Origin of the sequence: Streptomyces sp. NPDC050856 (genome assembly GCF_040653855.1) — a bacterium.
Lineage (GTDB): Bacteria > Actinomycetota > Actinomycetes > Streptomycetales > Streptomycetaceae > Streptomyces.
Map to the genome: position 1 here is coordinate 55,850 of NZ_JBFAGV010000023.1, position 26,084 is coordinate 81,933.

Sequence of the window (26,084 nt, forward strand, 5' to 3'; positions counted from 1 at the left end):
CCGAAGCTGCCTCCGGTGTGGCCCGTTAGGGGTTCCAGGTCGATCCGCCTGCCATGTTCCAGCGCTCCCAAGACGGTGCGGGCGGCGAGGCCCTGCGAGGTGAGGATCCGCTGCAGGCGCGCGGTCTCCTCGGCGGGGCCCGTGACGTCCGCAGGCGTGGACACACCCTCAGGGGAGAGAGCGGCCTCCTGTGCTGACGGGGTCGCTCGGCCGGGCGCGGACTGGTCGTCGCGGAGAGCACGGGCGCCGGCTGCCGCGGGCCGGGGCCCCGCGGCGCGCCTGCTCCGGTCCTGGAGCGTCTTGAGCCTGCCCCAGCGGGCCCTCCACTCAGCGAGCCGCGGGTCGTCCCGAGCGACGGGCCGCCCCTGCTCGGACTCGGAGCCGAGCAGGGTCCGCACCAGCGCCATGAGGAAGTCCAGGCCCGGCAGGTAGGCCCCGGTCATCACGTCGCTCAGAGCGGAGACGGACAACGGCCGGCCGACGGCGCGCTTGCTGATCGCCGCGTAGGAGGGATGCCCCTGGTCGATCCGCAGAGAGCGGAGGTCGGCCGCGAACGCCTCCAACTCTCGGGCGAAGTCCCCTTGCTCGCTGTTCGTGTTCGCGTTGGCCACTTGGGCTCCACACCTCCCGCGCCTTCCTGCTGAGGGCCAACAGTAGGGCCGGGCCCGCGGGCCGCGACGGACTTTCCCGGAAGTCTCCGGACGGCACCGTAAGGCGGCGGTGTGCACGGCCTTCCGGTCGGCTGCGGAGCTAGCCGTTTTCCCACGGAATCGTCCGTCTGATGATGGCCCACGGCTCCGGGCGGGCTGAGCTGATGCCATGACCGACAATGTGAAGGACGCCCCCGACCACACCTCTTCTCCCGCCAACGCCGATCCGCTCCTGACCCCACACACCGCGCTCGTCTTGCTCGCCGCCGCCTTCATCGGCCTGGTCACTGGCGGGCTGACCTTCCTCGCCGGCGGACCGGCCGCCGGCGCCGTGTTGGCCGGCCTGGCCGGCTTCGGTGGGTCCATCCCAGTGCTGCACCAGATGATCGGCTGACCCCGGCTCAGCCGCAGAGGAAGGACCCGATCGCCTCATCGCGGTGGGGCCTCGTCCGGGCGGCGGCCGTCACCTGCCGGTCAGCGGGGGCCTTTGCTCTCCGCCGCGTGTGGAGGTTGGAATGTGCCGTGCACGCCTGCGGCAGAAGCCACCATAGGGAAGTAACGTCCGCCGACCGCGGGAGATCCGTGCCTGATCCGTGCCCACCACCGGCTCAAGGGTGGCGCCGCCCAGCTCGGCGCCACCGGTTCCGGCATGCCCGGCCCGTTCGGCGTCTGGCCCCGCCGACGACCACCAGGACGACGAGGACCAGGAGCTTGAGCTCGCCGTCGACCGAGTGAAGGAGATGAGTACCTGATGACGATCCAGCACCGCGGCGCCGCCGGCCCATACACGGAGTACGACAACCTGCCTGTCCTGCACGCCACGGAGACGGACCTGCCCCTGCTGCCCGGCCGCCGGCCCCGCGGGCAACGCAAGAAGGGCCACCCGGACCGCCCTGACACGGGGGCAGCCCGGGGCCCGGGATGAGGGTCACCGCAGAGCGGTGAGGAGCGCGGCCGCCAGGAGCACCAGCGCGCCGCGCGTGACGCCGACCGCCGCCCGCAGACCGACGTACTTGCGGCGGGCGATCTGCGAGAGGCGGATCAGGTGCTCGGCCTGGCCGGTCGGCTACGCCAGGTCGGCCAGGACTGCGTCAGGGGTGCACTGCGCCCAGTGGAGGTACGAGCCGCGCGGGGCGCCGTCGATCCGGGGCCGGACGACGATCAGGACCAGGAGCATGGCCGCGACCAGGGCACGGTGCCGAGGCCGACCAGGACGGCCGCCGGGGTCGGCAGCTCCCGACCGGGGACGGTGGCCACGAGCGCGGCCAGGGGCGGGGAGAACGTCGTCAGGAGCATCCCGGCTTTCGTGTCGGTGCGGCCGATCTCCGCCAGACGCCCGTGTGCGCGGCGGCCAGGCGGTCGGCCGGGGTGGCGGGCGTGGTGGTCACCGGCCACCGCCGTTGATGGTCAGGGAGTCGATGCGGACCCCGGTGCCGCCCCGGGAACCGAAGCGGCCGCCCTGGCCGCCGTGCCCGGTGATGGTCACCTCCACCGGCGCGGTCGCGGCTGCCGGTGACGCCTCGTGGTGCGTGGCGGGAGACAGGCCGCCGATGATCCGGCACCCGACCCACGCCTGGGCGCCGGCGCCCAGGACGGCGGCGGTGCTGAACATCAGCGTGGCGACGTCGGCGAGGTAGGGACCGGCCATGGTGAGGGGTCCTCCCACGGAGAGGGTCAGGGAGCAGACGGAGGAGACGACAACGATCGCGCCGCGCTCCAGGGCGGACAGCGGGCGGCGCGGGGCGGCCTTGGGAGCGGCCGGGACGATGACCGGCAGCGCGGCCGGGACGTGCGCGATGACCCACTGGCCGCCCTCGACCTGGACCAAGGCGCGGCGCGGGTCGGCGGCCGCGACGACCGGGTACGCCTGCTGCGCGTACGGGGCGAGGGGATGGAGCGGCTGCGGCTGGTGGACGGCCGGCGCCTGGACGGCCAGGGTACGCGGTGGGCTCGTGCATGACAGGGAGTTCCTTGTGAGGCATGAGGCAGGGCCCGGAGTGGTGGGTGCTCCGGGCCCTGCTGTGCGGTGTGTGGTCGGGCGTCAGCCATCCGGGGTGGTGTTCTCGGCACCGCAGTTCCAGCACGTGCACTGCCTGGGCAGCTCATAGTGGGGGGTCGTCCAGAACCCCCTTGGGTCGCCCCATGATCACGTTGGTCTCCCAGCAGTTCCAGCACTCGAACTCGAACTCCTCCATCCGGCCAGGATGGCGGCGGCCGGGGCTGCTGGGGGCCGGTTACTCGGGGAGTGACCAGATCCCGTGACCGGCCCGCACGATCAACACCTCGTCGGCCAGCTCCGACAGGGCGTTGTCGACGGATGCCCGGCCGTGTCGATGCCGCTGACCATCTCGCCAGGGTTTCGAACCCGCGTCCAACCAGGTTCAGTGGAGTCGCATGTCAATGCTGGCCGCCCAACCATCCGCTCGTGCAAAGTGCGCGATTGTTTCTTCGCCAGTGCGATAACTAGTCCCGCTGGCACGGTGACGGGCCCGAAGAGGATCACACCAGTTCAGATTGCGCGTCCCCCGGTCCCGACGACCGTCCGGTTCCACTTCGCGACGAGGGCTGAAACCAGTCGACCGAGGCTTAATATCCACTGTCGGCGGCATTTTGATCGTGAAAACCTGAAGTCGCCCTGGGGGAGAGGGCAACGGGGATCATGTGCCTGACCAGCACTTCAGGGGGAAACACACCTGTCGCCGTGCAGCAGTGCGCCTGTGCACGCTCTTCTTCCGGGCTGACCTAGATCAGCTCTACAGACAGGTAAACAAGTGCAAAGATTCAACCTCTTACGAGGCAGACGGCGCGTCACTCGCGCCGACTTGCGGCGCAGCCTGGCGGGCACGGCCCTGGCCACGGCCTCCGCCGTCCTCGTTGGCCTTGTCCAAGCCGTCCCGGCGTCGGCCGTGGAGGTCCCGCCGGACACCGAGCCCTCCTACCGTCCTATTAGTATCGGCGAACAGGGTCGTCTCGACCGCTGCTCAGCCGGTGTGGCCCTGCATGTGGGGGGACCAGAGCTCAAGAAGGTCGCGGCTAAGGTGCTCACCGGCCCGCCGGAGGACCTGGCCGCCGCCACCGACCCCGTCGGCACGATGTGGCCGCTGAGCCAGGCGATGGTCAAGGACCGTGACTACCCCGAGAGCTTCCCGGGCGTCAGCACTGAGCGTCGTCTCCGCTGGGAGGCCGCCAATCAGACGTACTGGCAAACAGGCTGGGGAAGTGTCGAGAAGGACGCCCCGCAGTTCGGAAGTGACATCGCCGCCTTCACCCTCAGCTCCCAGCGCGACCTGTGGGCCAAGATCGGCACTGACGGCCATGCCATGGCGTCCAAGGCCTCCCTCGACCGGGCAAAGGCGGTCGCGGCCGAGATCAAGGGCAAGGACGAGAACAACGACTGGCTCATTGAACGCATGCTGACGGATGCGGAGAGCCCTTACTACCGAAGCGTGACGGCGAGCGACATCGCACGCCTCCTGCGACACGGTGGCTTCCTGGCGAAAACACCCGCCGAGGACTCTGCCGAGTTCCGGATCGAGGTCGAGGCACTCAAGGTCGCCTGGGGTTCATGCGACAGCCGGAACCCCGAAGACTTCTACCGTGTGATGTCGCCGATGGTCGTGACCGCGCACATGGAGTGGGAAGCGGAGTACGCCGCACAGGCCAAGCCGCGGGCCGACATCATCAACGCCGAGGTCGCCGCGGCCAATGAGGTCCGCAAAGCCACGGACGCCATGATCGAGTCTCTCGGTCAGGCGTGGCTCGCCGACCAAATTCTCAGGTGGCAGAAGTACTGGGCAGGTCAGCCTTCGGACCACCGGCCCAAACCTGCGGTCTTCGCCCAGGCGACCAAGGATCTAACGACCGCACGCACCCGCGCCGCCGACCAGGCAAAGCTCGCCGCGATCGCCTCGACGGCCGCGAAGAATGCCGCCGACAAGGCGAACACGGCGCAGACCAGCGCCTGGGCCATCGCCGACGCTATGAAAACCCCGCGGGGCCGTGGACTGCAGTTCGCCCAACAGTCCATGCAGGTTGCCAAGGCCTCCGCAGCGGCCGCCGAGGCCGCCGCGAAGGCCACGCTGACCGCATCGAACGCCGCGAAGGCCACTGTGGCCGACAGCAAGGCGCTCTACGGCCTGGCGCAGACGCAGTCGCATGCCATCAATGCCGAGTTCCGTCGTGTTGCCGCACAGGAAGCCGCAGTCCAGGCCAAGGCGGCGGCCACCGCCGCCGCTGGCCAGGCCAAGGAAGCCGCCGCGAACGCCACCAAGGCGAAGAATGCGCAAGCCACTGCAGAGGCGGCGCAGGAGACGGCCCGCCTCGCGGCAGAGACTGCCAAGACCCAGCGCGCGAAGGCTGAGCAGGAAAAGGCACTGGCCGCGAAGGAACGGTTGAACGCCGCAAATGAGCGCGTGAAGGCACAGGCAGCCGAACAGCGTGCGGCCAACGAGCGGGAGACGGCGGGACACGCGCGGACGGCCGCCGCTGGGTCCGCCCAGACGGCCTGGGTCGAATTGGAAAAAGCGGAAGACTCAGAACGGCAGGCCGTCCAGGCTCGCGGCGCCGCCGCGGAAGCCGAACGCCAGAAGAAGGCCACCGCCGCCCGCGCCGCATCCCTAGAAGCGGCCGCCGCGGCCAACGCCGGCACCGAAGCCGCCAAGGCGACCCGTGACGCGGCCACCGCCGCCCGTACCGCCGCTAACGAGGCAGCTGCTGCGGCTGCCCGTGCCCATACGGCAGCTGGTGAGGCGAGCAGCGCGGCGGTGAACGCACGAGCCGCCGCTACGCGCGCCAATGCGGCGATGGAGCGCTCCCGCCTGGCAGCAGACAGAGCCTGGGCTGCATACCAGAGCAGTGCTGCTGCCGCCGCCACCTCGCACGCGGCCGCCGCCGACGCCATCGATGCCGCTGCGGCGGCGTCGGTGAACGCCACTAAGGCTGAAGAAGAGGCGAAGAAGGCCCAAGGCGCCGCCCTGAAGGCGAGTGAGGAGGCGAGTGCCGCGCGCACCGAGTCCATCAAGGCCTCAGCGTGGGCGGCCGTGACCGCCGGGCATGCCTATGCCGCCGGTGAGGCAGCGTCGGCCGCCCGTGACTCGGCTGCCGAGGCAATCGCTCCGGCCAACACCGCCATCGCGATCGGTACTCCGTACCGCGAGTCCGATTCTGCGGCGGTCTTCGCCGTCCTGGTCGGCCAAGCGGCGAAGACCCTCGCCGAACAGCAGGCATCGGCGGCCACTGCCAAGGCCAACGAGGCGGCCAAGGCCGCAGCAGCCGCCAAGGTACTGGCTGACAAGGCCGCCGGCGATGCCAAGATCGCCGCCCAGGCCGCAGCAGCGGCCGCGGCGGACGCCGCCGCCGCGCTCAAGTCCATGGCCGCGGCCCGTGCCTCGGCCGCCGATGCCGCCCGGGCCGCCGACGCCGCCAAAAAGGCGGACGTGAAGACGAAGGAGTACAGCACCCAGGCCGGGAGGGACGCCTTCCACGCCGACAGCGCGGCCAAGGACGCCGCTACCGAGGCCACCGCAGCCGACATCGAGGCCACGGAGGCTGAAAAGAGCGCAGCGAACGCGCACACCTCCGCCGACGCCGCCACCCGCGACGCGAACGCGGCGAACAAGTCCGCGACGAGCGCTGAGGGCTGGGCCCTCCAGGCCGATTCGGCCGCCGCAGGCGCCCACGAAGCCGCCAAGGACGCCGACGCCGCCGCTGACCGAGCGGAAGAGGAAGAGCGTCGCGAGCAGGAAGAGGCCCGCAAGAAGGCGATGGCGACCGGCAACGTCGGAGTCGCTGATGTTCAGCCAGGGGCCCCCCTAGGCGCCAACGAGGAACAGATCCTCATGGCCGAGTGCGGCCAGACTTGCGTTGACGAATACCGCTTCGCCCAGGCAGCCGTGGCTCTGAGCGTGCTGGACTGGGTGAAGGCCAACGGCGCCGACATCCTCATCGCCATGCTGGGAGCCGACAACATCAAGGCGTGCTTCGCGACGCGTGAGATTGAAAGCTGCCTGTGGGCGCTGTTTGACGTGGCCAGCGCGCTGATCCCGGTGAAGAAGATCGGGGACGTCATCGAGGCGATCTACACCGTCGTCACCCGGATATCGAAGTTCTTCGACGCGGCGGAGGTTGGTGCCCGTTCTCTCAAGCGCCTCAACGCTCTGGTCGAGAAGGTCCGCAAGAAGGGGCCCTCCGCGCCCTTCTGCCCGTCCGTCGCCAAGCCGAAATCGGTTGCCAAGTCGGCAATGCAGACAGCGCCGGGTGCCGCCGGGGCGCGCGTTGCCTTGGCCGCTGACGACCCGGTCAAGCCGCCGTGCCTCACCAAGATCGGCACCAACAAGAACTGGAAGGCGCACTGGCAGAGCAAGAAGTCGATCATGGAGGCGCACTTGAGCAAGAAGTACCCCAAGTGGAAGGAGGACGAAGGGGCGGAGATGCTCGACGACTGGCTCGAGATGATCAAGAGCGGACGCCTTAAGTTCCAGGGCGTCGCCACCATCAAGAAGGACCAGCCGCCCGCCCTAATCTTCCAGGGCGAGGACCTTACCCTGGTACTCGACATGAACGGAACCTTCTGGTCGCTCCTCAAGGGCGACACCGGCTTCGTCAAGAGCCTGCAGTGGATCGCGAGGGCGGAATGAAGAACGGACCGCTCCGGTATGAGGAGATCTTCGGCGCCCTGCGCGGCGAGAAAATCTACGACGTCCGGATCGCTGGTTACACCGACCGGGACGAGCAAGTGCCCCGGTTCACCCCCCTGGGCCGCCAGGTGTACCTGGCCCTGGACTCAGGCGGTCACGTCCGGCTGGAATCCCTCGGCAACCACGGCCAGCTGGGCATCCGGAAAGTGGCGGACTACGAGTTCCCGTACGAGTTGGACGGAGACGACGAGGAGTTCACCGTGGGCAGCTGTGGCCCGCAGTACCTCGGTGACCTCACCGACCAGGCCGTCCTTGCCGTCCGCTACATCCTCAACGCCGAATCCGACCTGACCGCCGGCACGGTCCGCTGCGCGGAGTTCCAGTTCGAGTACAAACAGCGCCTTTTCGTCGACCCCGGCTACCACTGGGGCATCCGCCTTCAGGGCGCCGGAGCCTACGAGACATGGCTCGCGGACGAACGGGAGAAACCGGGTCCGCTCGGGCCCCTGAGGGAGCACCTCTGGACCCCGTAGCCACCGAGGTGCCCGGCACGGCCCCCAGCGGAGGCACACCCTCCGCTGGGGGCCCGGGGGAACCGGCTCCTCACCGTGCACCAGTGAGGGTTCCAAGCCGACGTCAGATTTTCACGCTGCAGGTTGGTAGGTGACGGTCGTGCCGGGGCAGGCGGCGGCGAGACGGAGGAGTGCGTCCTTCTCCGCGGGATCGACCGCGAGGTTCCACCGGGACTTGGTGGCGGTCCATTCCGCGGCGTACTGGCAGTGGATGTCGCTGCTGAGCGGCATCCACTCGCGCGGGTCCTGGTCGGCCTTCTGGCGGTTTTGCTGGGCGGTGACCGCGACGAGGGAGGCTTCGGCGCCGAGGTCGTTGGCGTAGGCCTCGCGGCGCTGGGCGGTCCAGGTCGAGGCACCGCTATCCCAGGCTTCGGCGAGGGGGACCATGTGGTCGATGTCGAGGCCGGAGGGGCCCGTGACTTCCTTGGCGTCGTAGTACGACCACCAGGTGCCGCCGGTGAGCTTGCAGCCGGCGCCGACGGTCGGGGGCTGGAGGGCCTCGTCGAGGAGAACCTCGTTGCGCGTGTTGCAGCCGTCGCTGGGGTTCGCGCCACTGTTCCAGTGCTTGAACTTGGTCCGCTCGTAGCCTGCGCGGGCTTCGTCGGCGACGGGGAGCTGGGCCACGGCAGCACCGAGGGGGAGGGTCTGGGCGGCGGCGTGCGCCGACGGGGCCATGGTCAGGGACAGGACGGCGAGCGCGGCGGCCATGGTCGCGCGCGTCAGGGTGTGGGTCATGCACCGAGCAGTAGCGGCACGTTGGCCGCCGCAGGGTCGAGATACAGGTCGGGTCACCCGGGAAGGTGGCGTAGTTCACCGGAGAAACGATCCCGTGCGTCAACCTGACAACGCGGCATCCGCATAGCCCGGACTGCCCGCCTGGCGAGGTTGGGTGCAGCCGTATCCTGCGTCGCGCGTGCGCACAGGTGTGCAGATGTCCCGATCTTGTAACCCGGGGCCGGCCGGGCCTGCCGGCTCCCTAGTCTGGGGTTTCCGCCGGGCCCGTATTGGGGGGTGCCCGGCCCGTACCTGTGAAGGACGCGCATGCTCCGTACCCGCTCTGTTGCCATCGCCACCGCCGTCGCGGCAGCCGCTGGCTTCGCCCTGCTGCCCGCCGCTCCCGCGCAGGCGGCCGGCTCGGTCCACCTGTACAAGATCTACTACGACAGCCCCGGCACCGACCGTGGTGCCAACTCGAGCCTGAACGCCGAGTACGTCGTCGTCCGCAACACCACCGGCGCAGCGGTCAGCCTGCGGGGCTGGACCCTCACCGACGCCTCCCACCACACGTACGTCTTCGGCGCCTTCACCCTCGGCAAGGGCAAGACGGTCACCATCCGCACCGGCAAGGGCACCAACACCGCCGGGTACCTCCACCAGGGCCGCTCCTGGTACGTGTGGAACAACGACAAGGACACCGCCACCCTCAAGCGGGCCAACGGCACCCGGGTCGACACCTGCTCGTACAACTCCACCCGGGTCGACTACACGATGTGCTGACCAGCCGCACGCACACCGGCGCCCGCCCCACCGGGGCGGGCGCCGGTGTGTCTGCTTCGGGGTGCTGGCCGGGCGGCCCAGTCATAGGCTGGTCGTCCGTCCAGGAGGGGGTCTGGTGGAGGTGTGTGATGCCCCGTCCCGTGTGGTCCGGCGCGATCAGTTTCGGCCTGGTCACCATCCCTATCAAGGTGGTCCCGGCTGTGGAGAGCCACGCGGTGTCCTTCCACCAGATCCACCTGGAGGACCAGGGCCGGATCCGCTACCAGAAGGTCTGCACCCTGGACGACAAGGTCCTGGACCAGTCGGAGATCGGCAAGGGCTACGAGGTCTCCAAGGACACCATCATCGAGATCACCGACCAGGACCTCGACGGCATGCCGCTGCCGACCGCGAAGGCGATCGAGATCGTCGCCTTCGTGCCGGCCGAGTCGGTCGACCCGGTACGTCTGGCCGACACCAGCTACTACCTGGCCGCCGACGGCCAGGTCGCGGCCAAGCCCTACAAGCTCCTGCAGAAGGCACTGGAACGCTCCAGCAAAGTAGCCGTGGCGAAGTTCGCCTGGCATGGCCGGGAGCGCCTGGGTCTGCTGCGGGTGAAGGAGGGCGCCATCGTGCTGCACTCGATGAAGTGGCCGGACGAGATCCGCGATCCCGCCGAGCTCGCCCCCAGGCAGGTGGAGGTCGATCAGAGTGAGATCGACGGGGCGGTGGCCCTCATCGAAGCGATGACGACTGAGGATCTGGAGCAGTACCACGACGAGTACCGCAAGGCTCTCCAGGACCTGATCGAGGCGAAGGCGCAGGGGCACCGGCCCGAGCAGCCGGAGCCTGCCGCCGAGCCGGGCGGCCAAGTAGTCGACCTGATGGCCGCGCTGAGCGCGTCGGTCGAGCAGGCCAAGAAGAGCCGCGGCGAAACCGGCGAGGACACCGAGCACGTCACGGTGCACGACCTGCCCGAGCGGGCGCGAGCCGCGAAGAAGACAGCCAAGAAGACCACCGCGAAGAAAGCCTCTGCCCGCAAGCCACGGAAGGCCGGCTAGTCCAACACCCCGAGCTGGGTGTCGGGCCGGCACACCGCGCACGCCTCCACACCCTGCGCCAGGGCTTGGCGTGCGATGTCCTGGGTGCAGCCGGGGGCCTTCTGTGCCATCCCGCAGTCCCCGAGGTGCACGCGCACCGGGGCCCGCTCGGCGCTCAGGCCGCGCTGGATCCGGTAGTCCGGTCCGGGCGGCGGAACTCTACGGGCCCGGGCCGCCTCGGCCTGCCGCACCTCAGCGATCCGCGCCTCGACCCGGCCCAGTGTGTAGCGCAGCCAGGTAGCGAGCGTCTCGAGACGCGGCAGGTCGGGCGGCAGATCAGGCAAAGAATCGGACATGTTCGAGTCTATGGAGGTGCCGCACCACCAGCACGCCGGGGTCCTACTCCTTCGGCTCCGGGTGCAGCACCTCGGCCATGATCGCCCGCTCCACGTCATGCCGGTTCAGCCCGAACCGCTGCGCGTGCCATGTCACTGCGGCCTGGCACTCCTCAGCCGCCGCCCGCCACCCGTCCCAGGCCTCCCGGCTGTAGCCGTCCGCGGTCGCCTTCGCCTGCGCCGCCACCGACGTCACCTTCAGTGCCACCAGCCGGGCGTGCGACTCCCGGTGCTCCTGCTCCTGCTCATCCGCCACGGCCGGAGCGTAAGCCGCCTCACCACCCGGCGCACGGCAGCCCCGGCAGACGGGGCGACGGCACCCCCCTGGTCGGCCGAACGCCGTGGCGGCGGACATGGGCGTACGTCGGGGGAGTGGCTGGCGCGCCCAGGAAGCGGTCGCTCGTGCTTTGGTGGTCGCGGGTCGCAGCTTGGGTCGGCAGGAGTACGGGTACGGGTACGTACCCGTACCCTGTGTGAGTAGGAAGGAGCACGCTGATGCCCGATGCCAATGTCCGTATTCCTGAGGAAGCCAAGGACCGGCTGGCCGCGATAGCGGCTGCGGAAGGTCTGTCGCTGCGCGCGTATCTGGCTCGTCTCGCTGAGACGCTGCTGACGCCGGCCGAGCGGGCGGAGCGGGCCGAGACGGCGAAGGCCACGTTGAGGCAGTGGAGCGGCTACGCGCCGACGGCCGCAGAGGAGCAGGACATCGACAGTGAGCTAGATCGGCGGCTGGCCCGGGTGACCGCCCGGTGAGCGACGCCATGCACATCGTCCTGGACGACACCGCCATGACCGCGGCCGGCCAGGGCAACGTCCTTGCCTCCCGCCTGATCCACCGCGCCCACGCCGAAGCCGGCTGGTTCCTCTACGCGCCCGCGTGCGCGTTAGTCGAAGCCGACCGGGCCCGGCCCGGCACCGCCGAACACCTGGCCTCACTGCCCGGCATCACCGTCATCGACCTGGACCTGCCCGCTGCCCTGGCCGTGGCCGGGCAGCAGACCTGGGCCGCGGCCCACAGCCAGCACGCGGCGCAGCCCACCGCGGACCGGCCCGACGGAGCGATCATCGCCACCACCGCCCCAAACCGATGGGCCGGGGAGCCGGTAAGGATCTTGGACCTCACCCCCTGACCGCCCGGCACTGACCCCACCTGGGTAACGAGCCGGGACCGGGGGCGACCGTTGATGTGTGCCTTCGGCGAACTCTCCCAGGGGCGGGCGGGTCGCCATCGGCATACTCGCCAAATTCTTGTTGGCGCCGTCGCATGTGGCGTCTACGACGACAACGCTTGTTGATTGCCGCCTTGCCGACCCTCGCTGGTCCGGGCCCCGCGAGACCCCTAGGGAGAGCTACGTGAGCAACCAAACGAAGTACTCGGCAATCGTATTACTGCTGATCATCTCTGCAGCGGCCCTCGTGGTCTTCTCTCCCAATGCCATCAACCAGCCCGTTGTCTGGTGGACTGCGCTCGGCACCGGGTGTGTCTCGCTCGCCGGCGTCATCAGCCTGCGACGCTCAAGGCGCCGCAGGTAAGCGGTTCCCGTCCCGCTGAGACGGGAACCGCAACGCGTCACACAGCGCTTCGCCGCACACGGGCGTACACGCACTGCCCGGCGCACCAGGTGACGGAGGCCGTCCCTCCATGGAACGGCCCCCATCGTTTCTTGACCGCATGGTGCGCAGGTATGCCCACCATGCGATGAGCCGGCCACGCCACCGACTGCGGGTGGCCGGCTACTCGCCGTCCCTGCCAAGTGCGACGACGTCCTTGGCGTCGAGGGGGACCAGGAGATGCTCCTGATGGCCGGCCGGGGGGCGGTGCTCACTGGCCGGCCCATAGCCGACGAGGGTCCGGCCCAATCCGGGTGATTACGCCGGGGCCGTGCAACTGCCCGGGGACCGCACCAAGCCCGACTCAGAGCGAAGGACCTCGCCATGTCGCGACCGAACTCCCGCCAAACACGAGGCGAATGTGGCTGTGCGCGGTGACCGGTTGGCCGGAGGTTCAGCAGGGACAGAACGGGTGACCCCTGACAGCGGAAAGCTGCCGTTTCCGGACCCAGGTTCCCGCTAGCACACCCCGAAATGGACTACATCGAATGACTCCGAAGGGCCAGGGCAGCCTTCCGTGCCCTAACCCGGGCTGCCCCAACACCGTCGACCAGACCGCCGGCTCCGGACGCCCGCGCCAGTACTGCAGCGAGGCCTGCGGCCGGGCGTACCGGAGGTCGCGCAGTACGCAGTGTGAGACGGCCGAGAACGACGACCACGCGGTCCGCACCGCCGAGGAGTACGCCCAGCGGCTGCAGGCCATCGTGCGCCTGGTGCGAGACGGCGAATCGCTCGAGGCGCTGCAGCAGCTCACCGAGGCTCAGCGCGATCACGACGATGTCTGCGCCGCCGTGGTTCAGCAGGCCCGCGACCGGAAGACGAAGGCTTCGGACATCGCTGTCGCGCTCCACATCAGCCCCGACAAGCTCAGCCGGGACTTCTCCACCGAGGGTGTCGGCCGGCGCCGTCAGCGCCGCCAGTCCGTACGCGGCCCGGCCATGGCGCCGCCCGAGCCCGTACGGAAGGGCCCTCGACCTCGCGACGTGCGCCCCGGAACCAACCCCTGCGGCCAGCCCAGCGCCGTCGCCGACACCGCCCACGGACCTCCCGGTGACAGCCCATCGGCCGCCCTCACCCGGGCCCTGTCGCACCTGCAGCGCACCAGCGACAAGACGCTCCGGGCGCTGGGCAAGGAAGCCGGCGTATCCGCCAGCTACATCTCGCGCGTCCTGTCAGGCGAGCGCACGCCCTCGTGGAAGGTCACCCGGACCATCACCCTGGCCTGTGGGGGGGATCCGACCGAGCTGCGCCCGCTGTGGGACGCCGCCCGCGGGCACCGCTCTCCGGAGCCCGCCACCCTGCACGCCGCGCTGCGCGGACTGCATGTGTCCGCAGCTCGCCCCGCTTACACCCTCATCCAGGCCCGCGCCCGCAGCAGGTTGTCCGTGGAGGACATCCGGGATGTGCTGGAAGGCTTGCGCGTACCCGAATGGGAGGTCGTGGGGCACCTTGTCGACGCCCTGCGCGGCCGGCCGGAGACCATCCGTCCCCTGTGGGACGCCGCTCACACCGCGCGCACCAGTACCACCCGGCCAGCAGCGGGGACTGGTGGGCCGCGTCTGCCGGCCAGTGCGTTCGGATAACGATCAATCTGCCCAAGGGGGACAACGCGATGCCGACGAACTGGTCCAGCAGCCGCGGTGCTTGCCTGCGGCCACTTCGGAGCCCTCCGGGGCGTCGGGTGCCCGCGAGTCCGGCGCCTCAGTCCCCGCTGCTGGCCCTGCCCCTGGCCTTCGAGGCCTTCTGCATCCTGCGGCGCACCCCGTACCTCGCTTACGCCCAGGCCCACCTGGGGGGCCGCGGCCGGTGCTGACGCGGTAGCGGAAGCGTTCGGCGATCTGGTAACCCACTGGTCCACCATCGTCGCCAGCCACAACCCGGCTGCCGGAGCCTGGGAGCACTTCACCCAGTGGATCGCGGCCCGGTCCTGGCCTCTGCCCATTCCGGCCGAATGCGCGCTGCAGTACCAAGTGGTCGTGCTGCACGACCTCGCCGACTGCTCGCTGGCCGTCACCGCTGAGGCCACTGGACAGGACCTCAGCAAGGTCCGGTACTTCCTGCACCGCTGGAGGCGGGCCACCAGCGGTGAGCCGTCATCCCTGTGACGAACAGCGCGAGGCATGCCTCGAGTACCGGAGCCAGCGAGGGAGGCGTGGCAACGTCCCTCTCCACCGCTCCATGGTGGTCGCTGGCGGCGCAGGCCGGTGCGGTGACCATTTTCAGGCCATCTCGGACTTTGGGTCGCTTCAGTCGCTTCAGTCACTGGAACCTGACACCAAGTCCGAGCAGCGACTGAACCGCAGCGACTCACAGGTGCCTCAGTCGCTGTAAAAAAACCGCAGGTCACAGCCGTATATGGCCGTAATCAGCGACCCAAGCGACTCAAGGGTCAGGTATATGAGCAGTAATGCATGTGCGCGTGTGCGTCATATATAGGGAGCTTCAGTCGCTTGAGTCGCTGTTTGTGCGTCTGCAAGCCTCTGACCTGCTCTTTCGCAAGCTACTGTCAGCAGCACCGAAGAGTCGCTCGGTCGCTGCGCTCTGCCTTCGGTCGCTGAACCGGGCACCGGCACGCCGCCGCGAGGGTAGGTTGATCCCCCGAACTGACGTTTTCGCTAGGCTGTCTCCGTCATTGAGTCGCTTCGGTCGCTGATGGGGGAACCACATGTCTTCTGACCTGCAGGTTTCCTGCAGCGACTCAGGACCGACCGAGCCTGCCGTTCCGGTCGCTGGGTCGCTCGCCATCGCGCGATGGTGCGCCAGCCACGGCTGGCCGGTCCACCCGCTCGCCCCCGGCAGGAAGACCCCGGCCGCCAACTGCGAGGCCTGCCAGCAGCGCGGCCACAAGCAGGAGACGTGCACCTGCCGCTCCGTTGGCCGCTGGTGCCACGGTTTCCACGCCGCCACGCTGGACATGACCCGCATCCACCAATGGTGGGGAGCCCGCCCCCAGATGGGTGTCGGCGTCGCCTGCGGCCCGGCAGGCCTGGTCGTCATCGATGTCGACGCCCACACCGCCCCCGCGCCGGCCCGTGACAAGCTCCTGCCCGGCATCCCCATCGCAGAAGGCATCGACGTCTCCGCGATGACCACGGGCTTCCACACCCTGGCAGTCCTCGCCGCCCTGCGCGGCCAGCCCAACCCCGCAGACGACGACGCCACACTGCGTGTCCGAACCCCGTCCGGAGGCCTGCACATCTGGTACCGAGCCACGGACGCCCGCCGCTGGCACTGCTCAGCAGGAACCAGCGCAGGCCGCGCCCTCGCCTGGCAGGTCGACATCCGCGCCCACGGCGGCTACATCATCGCCCCCGGCACTAAGACCTCCGCCGGCATCTACACACCCGTCGGCACAGCCCGCACCCCCGCACCGCTGCCCGACTGGCTCGCCAAGGAACTCGAGCGGACCCACCACCTGCCCGCCGCCCACATCCCCGCTCCCCGGCCCGTTCCCGCTCGCGCCCGACAGGCAGTCGTCGCCGCCGGCGGCGGCCGCGACCTCGCCACCAGGACCCTCGCGACAGTCCTCACCGAAGTCGCCGCCTGCGCCGCGCAACCCGAAGGCGCCGGCTTCTCCGACAAACTCAACCGCGCCGCCTTCACCGCAGGAGGCCTGGCGGCCGCAGGACACCTCAGCGAACCGGACGCCGAGCGCCTCCTTCTCGAAACGGCGTTGCTGGCCCGCCCCGGGCAGGAACGGCGCGCGGCCCAGATCATCCGCAGCGGTATGACCGCCGGCGCCCGCCGCCCCCTGAACCCCGGGAGCCGTCTGTGACCACCCCCACCGGGGGCGAGAACCTCCTGTTCGACTTCGACCCCCAGGCCATGGCCGAACAGATCATCGCCAAGAGCATCACCCCACTGCCGACCCAGGCCATCGGCGAAACCACCCCCATGCAGGGCCCGGCCACCGCCCAGGGCCTCCTGCCGGACACCCTCACCGACCGCGGCAACGCCAAACTATTCGTCCGCATCTACGCATCCGACTTCCGCCACGTCCCCGGACTGGGCTGGTACCGCTGGGACACCACCCGCTGGCAGATGGACGAGGACGACACCGTGCTCTGGGCCGCCGGCGACCTCGGCGAACACATCGCCACCACCGACCCCCGCGGCCTCTACACCCCCGAAGCCCTCAAAAAGCACCGCCGACGCGCCCTGAGCACCTCCGGCATCAACGCCATGCTCGCCCAGGCCAAATCAGCCCCCGGCATGGTCCTCAACGCAGCCCTCCTCGACGCCGACCCCTACGCCCTGTGCACCCCGGCCGGAGTCGTCGACCTGCGCACCGGCCTGCTGCGCACCCCCGATCCGAACAAGGACTTCTACTCCCGCTCCACCACCACCGGCCCCTCGCCGATGTCCACTCCCCGGTGGAACCGCTTCCTGACCGACACCTTCGGCGACGACGCCGAAGGCGCCCAGATGATCCGCTTCCTGCAGGTCCTGCTCGGCTACTCCGTCACCGGAGACGTCGGCGGCCAGGTCATGCCCTTCCTCTTCGGCGCCGGCAAGAACGGCAAGTCCGTCCTGCTCGATGTCCTCATGAAACTGCTGGGCGACTACGCCGACGCCGCCCCACCCGGCTTCCTCATGGCACGCCCCTACGAAGGCCACCCCACCGACCTCGCCGAGCTCCACGGCCGACGCGTCATCGTCTGCTCCGAGGTCAAGCCCGGCGACAAGTTCGACGAAGCACGCGTCAAGCTCCTGACCGGCGGCGACCGGATCAAAGCCCGCCGCATGCGCCAGGACTTCTTCAGCTTCCAGCCCACCCACAAGCTCTGGCTGCTGGGCAACCACCGCCCCGAGGTCGGCACCGGCGGCTTCGCCTTCTGGCGCCGCATGCGCCTGATCCCCTTCGAGCGGACCGTCTCCGACGACCGCAAAATCGACAACCTCGCCGACATCCTCGTCGCCGAAGAAGGCCCCGGCATCCTGAACTGGCTCATCGAAGGCGCCCGCCGCTACCTCAGCGGCGACAAAGACCTCACCGGCCCCGACAAGGTCCGCATCGCCACCACCGCCTACGCCGAAACCGAAGACCACACCGGCCGCTTCTTCGACGAAGCCTGCACCCTGCACCCCGACCACCGCACCGAACAGGCCCGCCTGTACGCCGCGTACAAGGCCTGGTGCCAAAGCGAAGGAGCCCCACCGGTATCCAGCCGCGCCTTCGCCGCCCGAGCCCGGGAACTGGTCGGTCTGTCCTCCCCAAAAGAGATGATCTTGTCCAATTCGCGGAAGTACTACCCTGGTATCGGACTGCTCGCCGACGAGGAGATGGCATGAGCGCCCTGATCAGCGACGACGAGATCAAGCACGAGACCGAACTGGTCTGGCTCGAGGACATCGACCACCTGGACTACGTGCGCCAAAGCCTGGACCGCCTGCCCACCCGCGGCGGCAAACCCGCCTACTTCCGCGACGGACGCATGGTTGGCTACGCCATCCTCTCCCCGAAAGCCAAAGCCTCCCGGGCCTCCGGCACCTTCCGACGACGCGTCTTCTGGCTCCTGCCCCATGACCGCGACACCGCCCCCGACGGCCTCTACGCCACCGGCGCCCCGGCCGAAGCGGTCGACCCCCGCACCCTGGCAGCGGGCAGCCGGGGCCGCAAGACCGAACGCTCCGAAGGCGGCCCGCCCTCCGCCGCGATGGAAGAACTCGGGATAACGCTCCCGCTCTAAACCCCTCCCAGAGCAGACGAACGACGTCCCCCCGGGCTGGCAACCCAGCTCGCCAGCCCGGTGCCCAAACCCCGCCCAGCCCGCTGCCCACCCTTCCTGTGCCAGCCGTTCGTCGTACTTCCGCTTGCCCGTCCTGCACCGCCGTCCCACCGCTGCCCCAGATTGCCCCTCCTGCGGGCGGGACCGCACGCGCCCGATCGTTGGGCAACGCCGCAGCCCGCGAAGAAGGCACCCCGCCCCCCTGGGCCTACCCACGCCGTCCGTCTCAGGCATGCGGAAAATCCCGCCGGGCCCGGCCTCCGCTGTGCTGTCCGCGGTGCAGGAATACCTGACCGGAGCTGCGGCCACGTTGGACGGAACGCCAGTCGCCCAGAACCCTGGTCAGTCCCTACCGTCAAGGCCCCGTTCGCGTGACGGATATTTTGGTCATGTTGTCTGTTGATTCCGGTCACTTACCGCCGGACGTCTGACGTGAGGGAAGTCGAGGTCGTAGCGTCAGGGGCCTTGCCGTGGCTCCGGGAGCACGGGGCTTGCCGGGGGACGCGGCAGGAGTTGGGGGACTGCAGCAATGACGTCAGCCAAGAGACTCGGGGGAGTGGGCGTCGCGGCGCTCGCGTTAGCCGGCACGGTAGTCGTGCCAGCCCAGGCGGCGCCGTCGGCGCCGGAGAAGCTTTCGATCAGCGTCAAGATCGATCCGCCCAGCTCGCCCTCGGCGAGGGCCGTGTCGTGCCGGGTGAGCCACGTGGTCTACAACCGGTTCGAAAGCTGCGCGGTCGGCGACGCCACCGTGACCCTGCTGCGCAACGGCAGGCCGGTCGGCAACGCCAAGTTCAAGATCACCAACCGAATGACCCTGCAGCACAAGAAGCTGAAGTGGTCGGAAGCCACGGCCATCAGCAAGGCGACCCTGGTCAACGCCAGCGGCATCCGGGCCAGTCTCGCCGTCTCGTGCGCCGGCAAGTGCAAGGCGACCTCCAACTTCCCCGTCGGCCGTACGCTCGGCTCCTCGGCGATCAACGGCAGCGTCGGCTACACCAGCGGTGTGCAGAAGAACAAGCACGACGCGACCACCGCGAAATACACCTTCACGTTCACCAAGCCCGGATTCACCCCCGGCGTCATCAGCTACACCAGCCTGAAGTTCCGGTGCGACGACACCTTCTGGAACCGGGCCAACACCGCACGCATCCTCAGCCCGGGATGCGTCTTCCCGAGCTTCACCTCCACCATGACCACCATGCAGAGCCTGCCGGGCATCTCGCAGAACATCCGTAACGTCCAGTCCCGCGGCCGTAAACTCGGGGTCCCGGGCGGCGCGGTGATCCGGCGCGAGGCCAAGGAGGCCAAGATCCAGGCCAACCGCAACGCGGTGTGCCCTAGCAGCCAGCGCCCGCCCCGCCCGGGCCTCAGCTGCGACGAGTACCCCTTCGCCTCCACCCTCGAAGGCGGCACCAACGTGCCGGCCAACAGCCGCGGCACCGCATGGGTCCCCGTGGACGAACAGCGCAAGCAGGGAGGCCGCATCCAGACCTTCCACAAGAAAGAGCGCATCCTCCACGGTGACGGCTTCTGGGTAAAGGTCTGACGCCCTTACGCTCGAAGCGCACACTGATGAGGCGGTCCCCGCGCACATGTGCGGGGACCGCCCGCATCATGCCGGCCCTCGGCCGGCATGATGCGGGAGAGCCGACCCGCAGCCCACCTCGGGAGAACTGCCATGACGGACCGCAAGCAAACCCTGCGGCTCGAGGTCACCCACAACCTGTACGTCGTCACCGACACCGACGCCGAAGAACCCGACGACATGGCTCCGGACAGCAACGGCCTCGTATGGGTCAACGCCGACGCCAACCAGGCAAACGTGATGACCGGAACCGCTTGGGGGCCCATCGACACGACCGTCGACATGCGCACCAGCGCTCCCGACAACGTGGATGAGGAAAGCTGGGACGAGATCGTCGAAGTCAGCCTGCACTTCACCGGCGACGGGCCCCTCCTGGGCAGCCTCATCACCGGTGACCTCGAGGTGCTTCCCTTGCCTCGGGCCGTTGGTGAGAAGCGGTGGCGCTTCCGCTTCCATGCCCGGGGACGCGACGCGGCCTCCGCAGCGGGTGACCACCCCACACAACCAGACGGCGCCCCACTTGAGCAGCACCTCATCCAGGTCTGGCCCGCGCCCTACGCCCCGGAGACCCGGTACAAGGTCACCGATACGACCGGAGCACGCTCACGAGCAGACCGGTAATGGCTGGATGAGCGGCTCGCGAGTCTGAGCCTCGCGCGCCGCCGGCTCCGCTACCGCTGGCGACCCGTTTGTCGCCGGATCGACCCGGCCCGGCCCGGCAAGCTACTTGCGGTGCGGCCGCCTCGTAGTTCGACCGCCGAGTGACGACGCGCGGTGGCTATCCGGCCATCTGTGTCCCTCTGTGCTGCCCGGCATCCCGGGCCGACCCGGCCGACCGTATCGTCCCAGCTGCCCGCGCCCGCCGCCTGCATCGGCCGCTTGTGCTGGCCGTGCGCCTCCCGGGGTCTGGCCGACTGCGGCGCCGTGTCCCCGGGGTCTCGGGTTTACCGGGGCGTCCGGGCCGGGTCGTCCGGCTGGTGGCGGCAGCGTAGCCGCCGCCCGATGCTTCGCCAGATGCGCCGTGTTGCCCGGGCCGCGCCGCCGGTCCTGGCGCCATACCCACCGTCGGTCCCGGGGCCCCGGGTGGCCCGGTGCCTGTGGCTGCGCGGGCCGGTATGCAGCTTTGTCTGCCGTCCGGCCGGGGCCGCCCCTCGTACTGATCCACACCCTGCCGCGCCCCACCGGTTCTGCTCTTCCGCCGCCAAGCCGTCCGCACCAAAGCGTGAGGAGAAACGGGTGTCGGCCCGCGGAGCGGGAGGCACGGCGGTCGGTGCGCAAACCGTGTGGGGCTAAGTTCCCGCCCCGCGCCTCGCAGTAGCCGGCAGCGGCCACGCAGATGGGTGCACCGACAGGCGGCTGAAGCGCAGCTAGTTGGGCGGGCGTTGGTGGTGGCGCAGGTCCCCGTATACCCGCGCCCGCACCCCGGGCTCTCCCCGGCGTACGCCATACCGGGGTGATCCCGGAAGTCGCCCACAACTGCTGGAGACCGTCCATCACCGCGCGGACGGTGCCCTCGTCCGCAGCGATGACGTCCAGGACCACCAGGCCCGGTTCGGCGATGTGTTGCTCATTGATGCGCATGCTCCTGGCGACGACCCGCAGCAGCGGTCTGGTTCGCCAGCAGTTGTACGACCGCCCGGACGGGTGAGGGCCGTAGGCGTGCTGCCACTCGCCGATCGCGCGGGTGCGGCCGGACCCGTAGACAGGGCCGGGCAGATGCGATCCGACGACAGGACGGGGCCTTAAGGCGGCTGCCCTCTCGTCGGGGTCCGCGCTATTCCGGGCATGCGTACTCCGGTGAACCACCAGAGCCTGCCCGGGTGGCGCGGTGCGCACGGGGGGATCCCAGGTTGCGGGACCTCTGCCGCATCCAACCGCGCTGACCCTCTTCACCAGGGGCTGACACGGCGCGGCAGCCATGGCTTGTTCGGGAATAAACCGGCCGGGCGACGGGTCGGCTGCGGGGCCCACCCGGTGCCACCGCCCCCGTCCGGCATCGGCCACCAGGCTTCGCACTGCGGCAGGGTTTTCGAGCACGCCTGGGCGTTCTGCACGGTGTCGGCACAGGATGATCTCGTGCTGTCCACTTATGGGTTGCCGGGACGTGGCAGGCTCCGTGGCCTGAACTGCTCCCTGTGATCCGTCTGGCGGGCACATAGCCGAGGTCCGGCAGATCGCCGGGACGGCGACGGTGCAGCGTGCCCACTGAGAAGGAGAGGACACCCCCACGTCATGTCCGCTCACCGACAGCGGCGCCCCTGGCGCCGTCCCGTTCTGGCCGTGATCGCCGCCGTCGCTCTCGCCACACCCGTGGCCGCCTTCGCTACTGGCGCCCCGCCGGCCGTCCCCGATGCCGACACGACCACCGCGAGGGCTGTGCCGCTGGATGAGGCTTACTACGACAGTGCCGTCGGCAAGAGCGGCGGTGAGCTGAAGACTGCCCTGCACGCCATCATCAGCCAGCAGACCAAGCTTTCCTACGCCAAGGTCTGGGACGCGCTGAAAGCGACCGACGAGGACCCGGCCCATCCCGGCAACGTCATCCTGCTCTACAGCGGCCGCTCGCAGGCCAAGGAGGCCCACGGCGGCGGCACGGACGACTGGAACAGGGAGCACGTCTGGGCCAAGAGCCACGGTGACTTCGGTACGTCGACCGGCCCGGGCACCGACATCCACCACCTGCGCCCCGAGGACGCCTCGGTCAACGCCGACCGGGGCAACCTGGACTTCGACAACGGCGGCGACCCGGTCAACGAAGCTCCCGGCAGCCTTTCCGACAGCGACTCGTTCGAGCCCAGGGACGCGGTCAAGGGCGACGTGGCCCGCATGATCCTCTACATGGCGGTCCGCTACGACGGATCCGACGGCTTCCCCGACCTCGAACCCAACGACCGGGTCGACAACGGCAGCGCGCCGGCGATGGGCCGCCTGTCCGTCCTCAAACAGTGGAACGACGCCGACCCGCCCGACGCCTTCGAAAAGTCCCGCAACGACAAGATCTTCGCGATCCAGAAAAACCGGAACCCGTTCGTGGACCACCCCGAGTGGGTCAGCGCAATCTGGAAGTAACCGGCAACCGGCCCCCAACCCGAGGAACATGCCTGACCCCGGCACGCCTGCGAGTGTCGGGGCCCGGGCCCCGCTGCGCCCCACCGGCCCCCCCGCAGGCCCTGCGCCTGCTGAAGGAGGCGCAAGGCCACCTGACGGCGACCGCCAGCCCACGGTCCGACCAGGGGCCGCCGGATCGTTCTCCAGAGGGCCTGGGCCAGGACCGCCCCGGCGCCTCGACTGCCGTTCGGCAACCTCGCCTGGCGCGGCCGCAGGCTGTCCTCCTTTTCTGTTTGCGCCCTGTTCCAGGCCAAGGTGCCCGGGACCGATCACGCACACAGGACGCGCACCTGCGCGAGGCGCTGGTCACCGCCGGCGAGGTGGAGACCGGCGTACGCCGTGCCGTCGTCCTGCGCCACCTTGCGCTGTCCACCCTTGCCCCCGGCCTGGCGCCGTCGCGCGGCTGCGTCCAGCACGCTCGCTGGCCGCGGTGTGCCTCCCAGTGCCGGGCCATACCGTCCTGCCGGGCCCCACCGTCCCGCCCCGACGCTCGCTCGGGCCGCGCCGCTGTCCCGCTGCCCTGCCGGCATCGCCGGGCGGCCGTCGGCTTCCCAACAATGCGCGTTGCCGGTGTCGTTGTAGGCCGGGCCCGACGTGGCCTGCTTCCCGGGGCCGCCGTCCAGCCGTTGCCACTCTCGGGCCGGGCGCCGCTACCGTAGCCCCGGGTTCCGCTGCCTCCCGCCACTGTCTTGCCGCCGTGCCGCCGTCCCGCGGCCGCGTCACCGCGTGCCCGACGCCGGGAGGGGCCGTCGGGCTGCTGATCCCCGGCCGGGCCGCCGCCGGGTGACCGCCGCGCGCAATCGCTGTCCGACGGCGGCGAGGGCGCCGGGCGACAGGCCGGCCTCCAGCGCCACCGCCCACCACGACGGCGGCCGGCTGACCGACCCGGGCCCGGCGCCACCGGGTCGGGGTCGGGAATGATCAGGGGATGAGCGATGACCTGCCCGCCGGCCCGGCCCCCGAACCGGCGCCGCGCCCCCACGGCCCGGACGAGCTTCGCGCCCTGCGAGCTCCACGCCGGCTCAGCGTGGACGACCACATGTTCACCGCCCCCGGGCTGCCGGGGACGTTCCGGCTGCAGCTGTTCACCACTCCTGGGGCGCGCCCGGTCGCGGTGGCGACCCAGATCGACCTCGCGGAGGGCATGAGCCTGTCGCAGGCGCGGTGTGGGAGCAGCACTGCCCCGCCGAGGACCAGCCACCGGTGTGGGTGGAACGGCAGCTGTGGCCGGAGGACTCAGTGAGTGACGCTGTCGGGGATCTTGGTCGGACGCAGTTCTGGGAGATCAACAAGCTGAACGGGGCGATCCTCGCTGGAGTGCTGTGCCAGTGTGGGGTTATGCCTTCGGTCTTCGGACCGGTCTGAGGCAAGGTGCTGGTCAGCACCTTCAGAATGATCAGTTCATCCGGCGGGGTGGGTGGCGGCGCGCCAGGACCGAGGCCGGGGGATGTGCTGCCAGTCGAGGAAGCCTTGGAGAGCTGTCGGGTTCCGGGGTTGGCGGGCGAGTGTCGGCGGTAGGTGGACGTCGATGCGTTCGAGGTTGACCGCGATGGCGGTCAGGACATGCTGGACGTGAGCCTTGTCTTCGCTGCGATAGCGGCACTGGCGCATGCCGTGGCCGTTGACGAACTCGCTGATCGTGCTCTCGATGGCGGCCCGCAGCGAGTAACGAGAGAGCCATTCCTGGGTCTGCTGCTCAGTCCGGGACTCGGACTGGATGTCGTGGAGCTCGCGGGGAAGGAACGAGAGCAGGCGCATGTCGCTGCGGGTGCAGGCGGCTTTGACCGGACATGGACCGCAGTCCTTCTTGGAGAACTTGGCCTGGAAGTATGGCGCGATGGACGGCGGCGTCGTCCACGGCCTGCTGGTTTTGCCCTGTGGGCAGGTGACCTTCTTGGCGTCCCAGTCGATGGTGAAGGCGTCGCGCGAGAAGACGGTGCCCTTGCGGGACTGGCGGGTGCTCCTGGCCCGGATCGGTCCGACCAGGCCGACACCGTGGTCGCGGGCGACCTGCTGTTTCAGCGCGACGGACAGGTAGCCGCCGTCGACGAAGTGTTCTTTCGACAGCAGGTTCCGAGCATCCAGGTTGGCCAGGATGCCGGGGAGGGCCTTGGTGTCGTGGACGGGGGCCTTGGTGGTGGTGACGTCGGTGATCACGCTGGGGGTGTCCGGGTCGCAGGTCTCGGTGACGTGCGCGAGGAAGCCCTTCCAGCGGGTCTCGCCGCGGCGTGCGTAGCGGGCGCTGACGTCGTAGGGCGAGACGATGGCGACGGCCGAGGGCGGCAGGCCGGCATCCTCGGGCTCGCGCCACTTCGGACGGTCCTGGGCATCGAGGTGGTAGTTCTGCAAGAAGATCTGCCGCAGGGCCTGGACCTGCTCGCCGTCGCGGAGAGCGGGCAGGTAGCGGTGGACGTAGCGCAGGAGCAGGCGGACGTCCTCGCCGGTCTCCTTGATCCGGGTCTTGGGCTTGGAGGGGTTCTTGCCGAGCCGGGCCGCTCGGCCGTAGCGCTTGCCCCAGTCCTCGTTCACGAGTCCGACCAACTCGTGCGGCGCCCGGCGGGCGAGTTCCTCCAGGGCCGCGCGCATGGCCTCGGTGACCAGTTCCAGGCGTGTCAGGTCGCGGACCGAGGCCAGGACGTGGGTGGAGTCGGTGCGCTGCCGGCCGCGCTCCCGGACCAGGCCGACCGCCCGGATCTTCTCCAGCGCGAGGTCGAGCAGCTTGTCGGCCCGGCCCTCCTGGGCCAGACGCTCGCGGAAGTCGGCCAGGACGCTGTGATGGAAGCCGGGATCCTCCAGCTCCATGCCCATCGCGTACTTGAAGTCGATGCGGTTGCGCACAGACTCTGCGGCCTGGCGGTCGGACAGCTCCAGCAGGAACTGGAGGACGGACACGGTGGCCAACTGGGCCGGCGACAGGCCCGGCTTGCCGTCCCTGGGATACCACTCCTCGAAGTCCTCATCACTCCAGAGGCCGTTGAGGTGGTCACGGATGGCCATGGCCGTGGTGCCGTGCGGGTTGCATGCCCGCGCCACCCGCACCGTCAGCTCGGGAACCATGCAGCCGGTACGGGAGCGAACGCACATCTCCGACCTCCGAAGTCGCGGGCCCCAACCGTGCCACCCGCGCAGACAGCCCGATCCGTGATTCTCGGGGCGGTCACCACGAACGGGTGAACGCCCATCGACACACCAGCCACCGCAGTCGCACGGGCATCACAGAGCACGAACGATGCGTTCGCCCAACGGTCACCAGGACGACAGCGAGTCCTCGCTGGGCAACCAA

The 26,084-nt window shown here is 69.7% G+C and carries 25 protein-coding genes and 1 pseudogene; 17 read left to right on the forward strand and 9 right to left on the reverse strand.

Features of this window, described 5'->3' with window-relative positions; all coding sequences use genetic code 11:
• Positions 1–611, reverse strand: a pseudogene (locus AB0H53_RS20525) (hypothetical protein); the annotation flags it as partial.
• A gap of 208 nt (positions 612–819) precedes the next feature.
• Here AB0H53_RS20525 and AB0H53_RS20530 point away from each other — a divergent pair.
• Positions 820–1,044, forward strand: coding sequence for a hypothetical protein (locus AB0H53_RS20530; RefSeq protein WP_362115040.1), 225 nt, complete (start codon positions 820–822; stop codon positions 1,042–1,044).
• Between the two features lie 357 nt (positions 1,045–1,401).
• The gene (locus AB0H53_RS20535) at positions 1,402–1,575 is read left to right on the forward strand and encodes a DUF6420 family protein (RefSeq protein WP_362115043.1); all 174 of its coding nucleotides are present in this window, start codon (positions 1,402–1,404) and stop codon (positions 1,573–1,575) included.
• A 236-nt stretch (positions 1,576–1,811) separates the two neighbouring features.
• On the opposite strand, the gene AB0H53_RS20540 is transcribed toward AB0H53_RS20535, so the two are convergent.
• Both AB0H53_RS20540 and AB0H53_RS20545 read right to left on the reverse strand, forming a co-directional pair.
• On the reverse strand, positions 1,812–1,946 hold the full coding sequence (locus tag AB0H53_RS20540; protein WP_362115046.1) for a hypothetical protein: 135 nt from the start codon (positions 1,944–1,946) through the stop codon (positions 1,812–1,814).
• 88 nt (positions 1,947–2,034) lie between these two features.
• The gene (locus tag AB0H53_RS20545) at positions 2,035–2,478 is read right to left on the reverse strand and encodes a hypothetical protein (RefSeq protein WP_362115049.1); all 444 of its coding nucleotides are present in this window, start codon (positions 2,476–2,478) and stop codon (positions 2,035–2,037) included.
• Positions 2,479–3,640: 1,162 nt separating this feature from the next.
• Here AB0H53_RS20545 and AB0H53_RS20550 point away from each other — a divergent pair.
• Both AB0H53_RS20550 and AB0H53_RS20555 read left to right on the forward strand, forming a co-directional pair.
• A complete protein-coding gene (locus tag AB0H53_RS20550) occupies positions 3,641–7,285 on the forward strand; it encodes a hypothetical protein (protein WP_362115052.1) in 3,645 nt (1,214 codons plus the stop codon).
• Positions 7,282–7,818, forward strand: a complete 537-nt coding sequence (locus tag AB0H53_RS20555; protein WP_362115055.1) for a hypothetical protein — start codon at positions 7,282–7,284, stop codon at positions 7,816–7,818. Before AB0H53_RS20550 ends, AB0H53_RS20555 begins: the two co-directional genes overlap by 4 nt.
• A 111-nt stretch (positions 7,819–7,929) precedes the next feature.
• Here the strand turns inward: AB0H53_RS20555 and AB0H53_RS20560 are convergent, their stop codons facing one another.
• A complete protein-coding gene (locus AB0H53_RS20560; RefSeq protein WP_362115058.1) occupies positions 7,930–8,592 on the reverse strand; it encodes an HNH endonuclease family protein in 663 nt (220 codons plus the stop codon).
• Positions 8,593–8,898: 306 nt separating this feature from the next.
• On the opposite strand from AB0H53_RS20560, the gene AB0H53_RS20565 reads away from it, so the two are divergent.
• A complete protein-coding gene (locus AB0H53_RS20565) occupies positions 8,899–9,354 on the forward strand; it encodes a lamin tail domain-containing protein (protein WP_362115060.1) in 456 nt (151 codons plus the stop codon).
• A 128-nt stretch (positions 9,355–9,482) separates the two neighbouring features.
• Complete coding sequence (locus AB0H53_RS20570) at positions 9,483–10,394, forward strand: Ku protein (protein WP_362115063.1); 912 nt, start codon at positions 9,483–9,485, stop codon at positions 10,392–10,394.
• On the opposite strand, the gene AB0H53_RS20575 is transcribed toward AB0H53_RS20570, so the two are convergent.
• Positions 10,391–10,729: a DUF6233 domain-containing protein gene (locus tag AB0H53_RS20575; protein ID WP_362115066.1), complete on the reverse strand. Its 339-nt coding sequence runs from the start codon at positions 10,727–10,729 to the stop codon at positions 10,391–10,393. The genes AB0H53_RS20570 and AB0H53_RS20575 overlap by 4 nt on opposite strands.
• 43 nt (positions 10,730–10,772) lie before the next feature.
• Positions 10,773–11,024 (reverse strand): hypothetical protein, encoded by a 252-nt coding sequence (locus AB0H53_RS20580; protein WP_362115069.1) that lies wholly within the window; start codon positions 11,022–11,024, stop codon positions 10,773–10,775.
• Between the two features lie 239 nt (positions 11,025–11,263).
• Between AB0H53_RS20580 and AB0H53_RS20585 the strand changes: the two genes are divergently transcribed.
• From AB0H53_RS20585 to AB0H53_RS20625, 9 genes are all read left to right on the forward strand, one after another.
• Positions 11,264–11,521, forward strand: a complete 258-nt coding sequence (locus tag AB0H53_RS20585) for a hypothetical protein (protein ID WP_362115072.1) — start codon at positions 11,264–11,266, stop codon at positions 11,519–11,521.
• A gap of 8 nt (positions 11,522–11,529) precedes the next feature.
• On the forward strand, positions 11,530–11,898 hold the full coding sequence (locus AB0H53_RS20590) for a hypothetical protein (protein WP_362115177.1): 369 nt from the start codon (positions 11,530–11,532) through the stop codon (positions 11,896–11,898).
• A 969-nt stretch (positions 11,899–12,867) separates the two neighbouring features.
• Positions 12,868–13,962, forward strand: a complete 1,095-nt coding sequence (locus AB0H53_RS20595) for a helix-turn-helix transcriptional regulator (RefSeq protein WP_362115075.1) — start codon at positions 12,868–12,870, stop codon at positions 13,960–13,962.
• A gap of 393 nt (positions 13,963–14,355) precedes the next feature.
• Positions 14,356–14,484 (forward strand): hypothetical protein, encoded by a 129-nt coding sequence (locus AB0H53_RS20600; RefSeq protein ID WP_362115078.1) that lies wholly within the window; start codon positions 14,356–14,358, stop codon positions 14,482–14,484.
• A 560-nt stretch (positions 14,485–15,044) separates the two neighbouring features.
• On the forward strand, positions 15,045–16,154 hold the full coding sequence (locus tag AB0H53_RS20605) for a bifunctional DNA primase/polymerase (protein ID WP_362115081.1): 1,110 nt from the start codon (positions 15,045–15,047) through the stop codon (positions 16,152–16,154).
• Positions 16,151–17,671 carry a phage/plasmid primase, P4 family gene (locus tag AB0H53_RS20610; RefSeq protein WP_362115084.1) on the forward strand — a complete coding sequence of 507 codons (1,521 nt, stop codon included), beginning with the start codon at positions 16,151–16,153 and terminating at the stop codon, positions 17,669–17,671. Before AB0H53_RS20605 ends, AB0H53_RS20610 begins: the two co-directional genes overlap by 4 nt.
• The gene (locus AB0H53_RS20615; RefSeq protein WP_362115087.1) at positions 17,668–18,069 is read left to right on the forward strand and encodes a DUF6009 family protein; all 402 of its coding nucleotides are present in this window, start codon (positions 17,668–17,670) and stop codon (positions 18,067–18,069) included. Before AB0H53_RS20610 ends, AB0H53_RS20615 begins: the two co-directional genes overlap by 4 nt.
• Before the next feature lie 595 nt (positions 18,070–18,664).
• The gene (locus AB0H53_RS20620) at positions 18,665–19,654 is read left to right on the forward strand and encodes a NucA/NucB deoxyribonuclease domain-containing protein (protein ID WP_362115090.1); all 990 of its coding nucleotides are present in this window, start codon (positions 18,665–18,667) and stop codon (positions 19,652–19,654) included.
• A gap of 132 nt (positions 19,655–19,786) precedes the next feature.
• Positions 19,787–20,314, forward strand: coding sequence for a hypothetical protein (locus AB0H53_RS20625; RefSeq protein ID WP_362115093.1), 528 nt, complete (start codon positions 19,787–19,789; stop codon positions 20,312–20,314).
• Between the two features lie 102 nt (positions 20,315–20,416).
• Here AB0H53_RS20625 and AB0H53_RS20630 read toward each other — a convergent pair whose 3' ends face one another.
• The gene (locus AB0H53_RS20630) at positions 20,417–21,850 is read right to left on the reverse strand and encodes a DUF6207 family protein (protein WP_362115096.1); all 1,434 of its coding nucleotides are present in this window, start codon (positions 21,848–21,850) and stop codon (positions 20,417–20,419) included.
• A 75-nt stretch (positions 21,851–21,925) separates the two neighbouring features.
• Between AB0H53_RS20630 and AB0H53_RS20635 the strand changes: the two genes are divergently transcribed.
• Entirely contained in the window at positions 21,926–22,762 is an 837-nt protein-coding gene (locus tag AB0H53_RS20635; protein WP_362115099.1) for an endonuclease, read from the forward strand.
• A 308-nt stretch (positions 22,763–23,070) separates the two neighbouring features.
• Here AB0H53_RS20635 and AB0H53_RS20640 read toward each other — a convergent pair whose 3' ends face one another.
• Positions 23,071–23,217 (reverse strand): hypothetical protein, encoded by a 147-nt coding sequence (locus AB0H53_RS20640; protein WP_362115102.1) that lies wholly within the window; start codon positions 23,215–23,217, stop codon positions 23,071–23,073.
• Between the two features lie 512 nt (positions 23,218–23,729).
• Here AB0H53_RS20640 and AB0H53_RS20645 point away from each other — a divergent pair.
• Positions 23,730–24,044, forward strand: a complete 315-nt coding sequence (locus AB0H53_RS20645) for a hypothetical protein (protein WP_362115105.1) — start codon at positions 23,730–23,732, stop codon at positions 24,042–24,044.
• 158 nt (positions 24,045–24,202) lie between these two features.
• Here the strand turns inward: AB0H53_RS20645 and AB0H53_RS20650 are convergent, their stop codons facing one another.
• The gene (locus tag AB0H53_RS20650; protein ID WP_362115108.1) at positions 24,203–25,885 is read right to left on the reverse strand and encodes an IS1182 family transposase; all 1,683 of its coding nucleotides are present in this window, start codon (positions 25,883–25,885) and stop codon (positions 24,203–24,205) included.
• Positions 25,886–26,084: the final 199 nt, after the last annotated feature.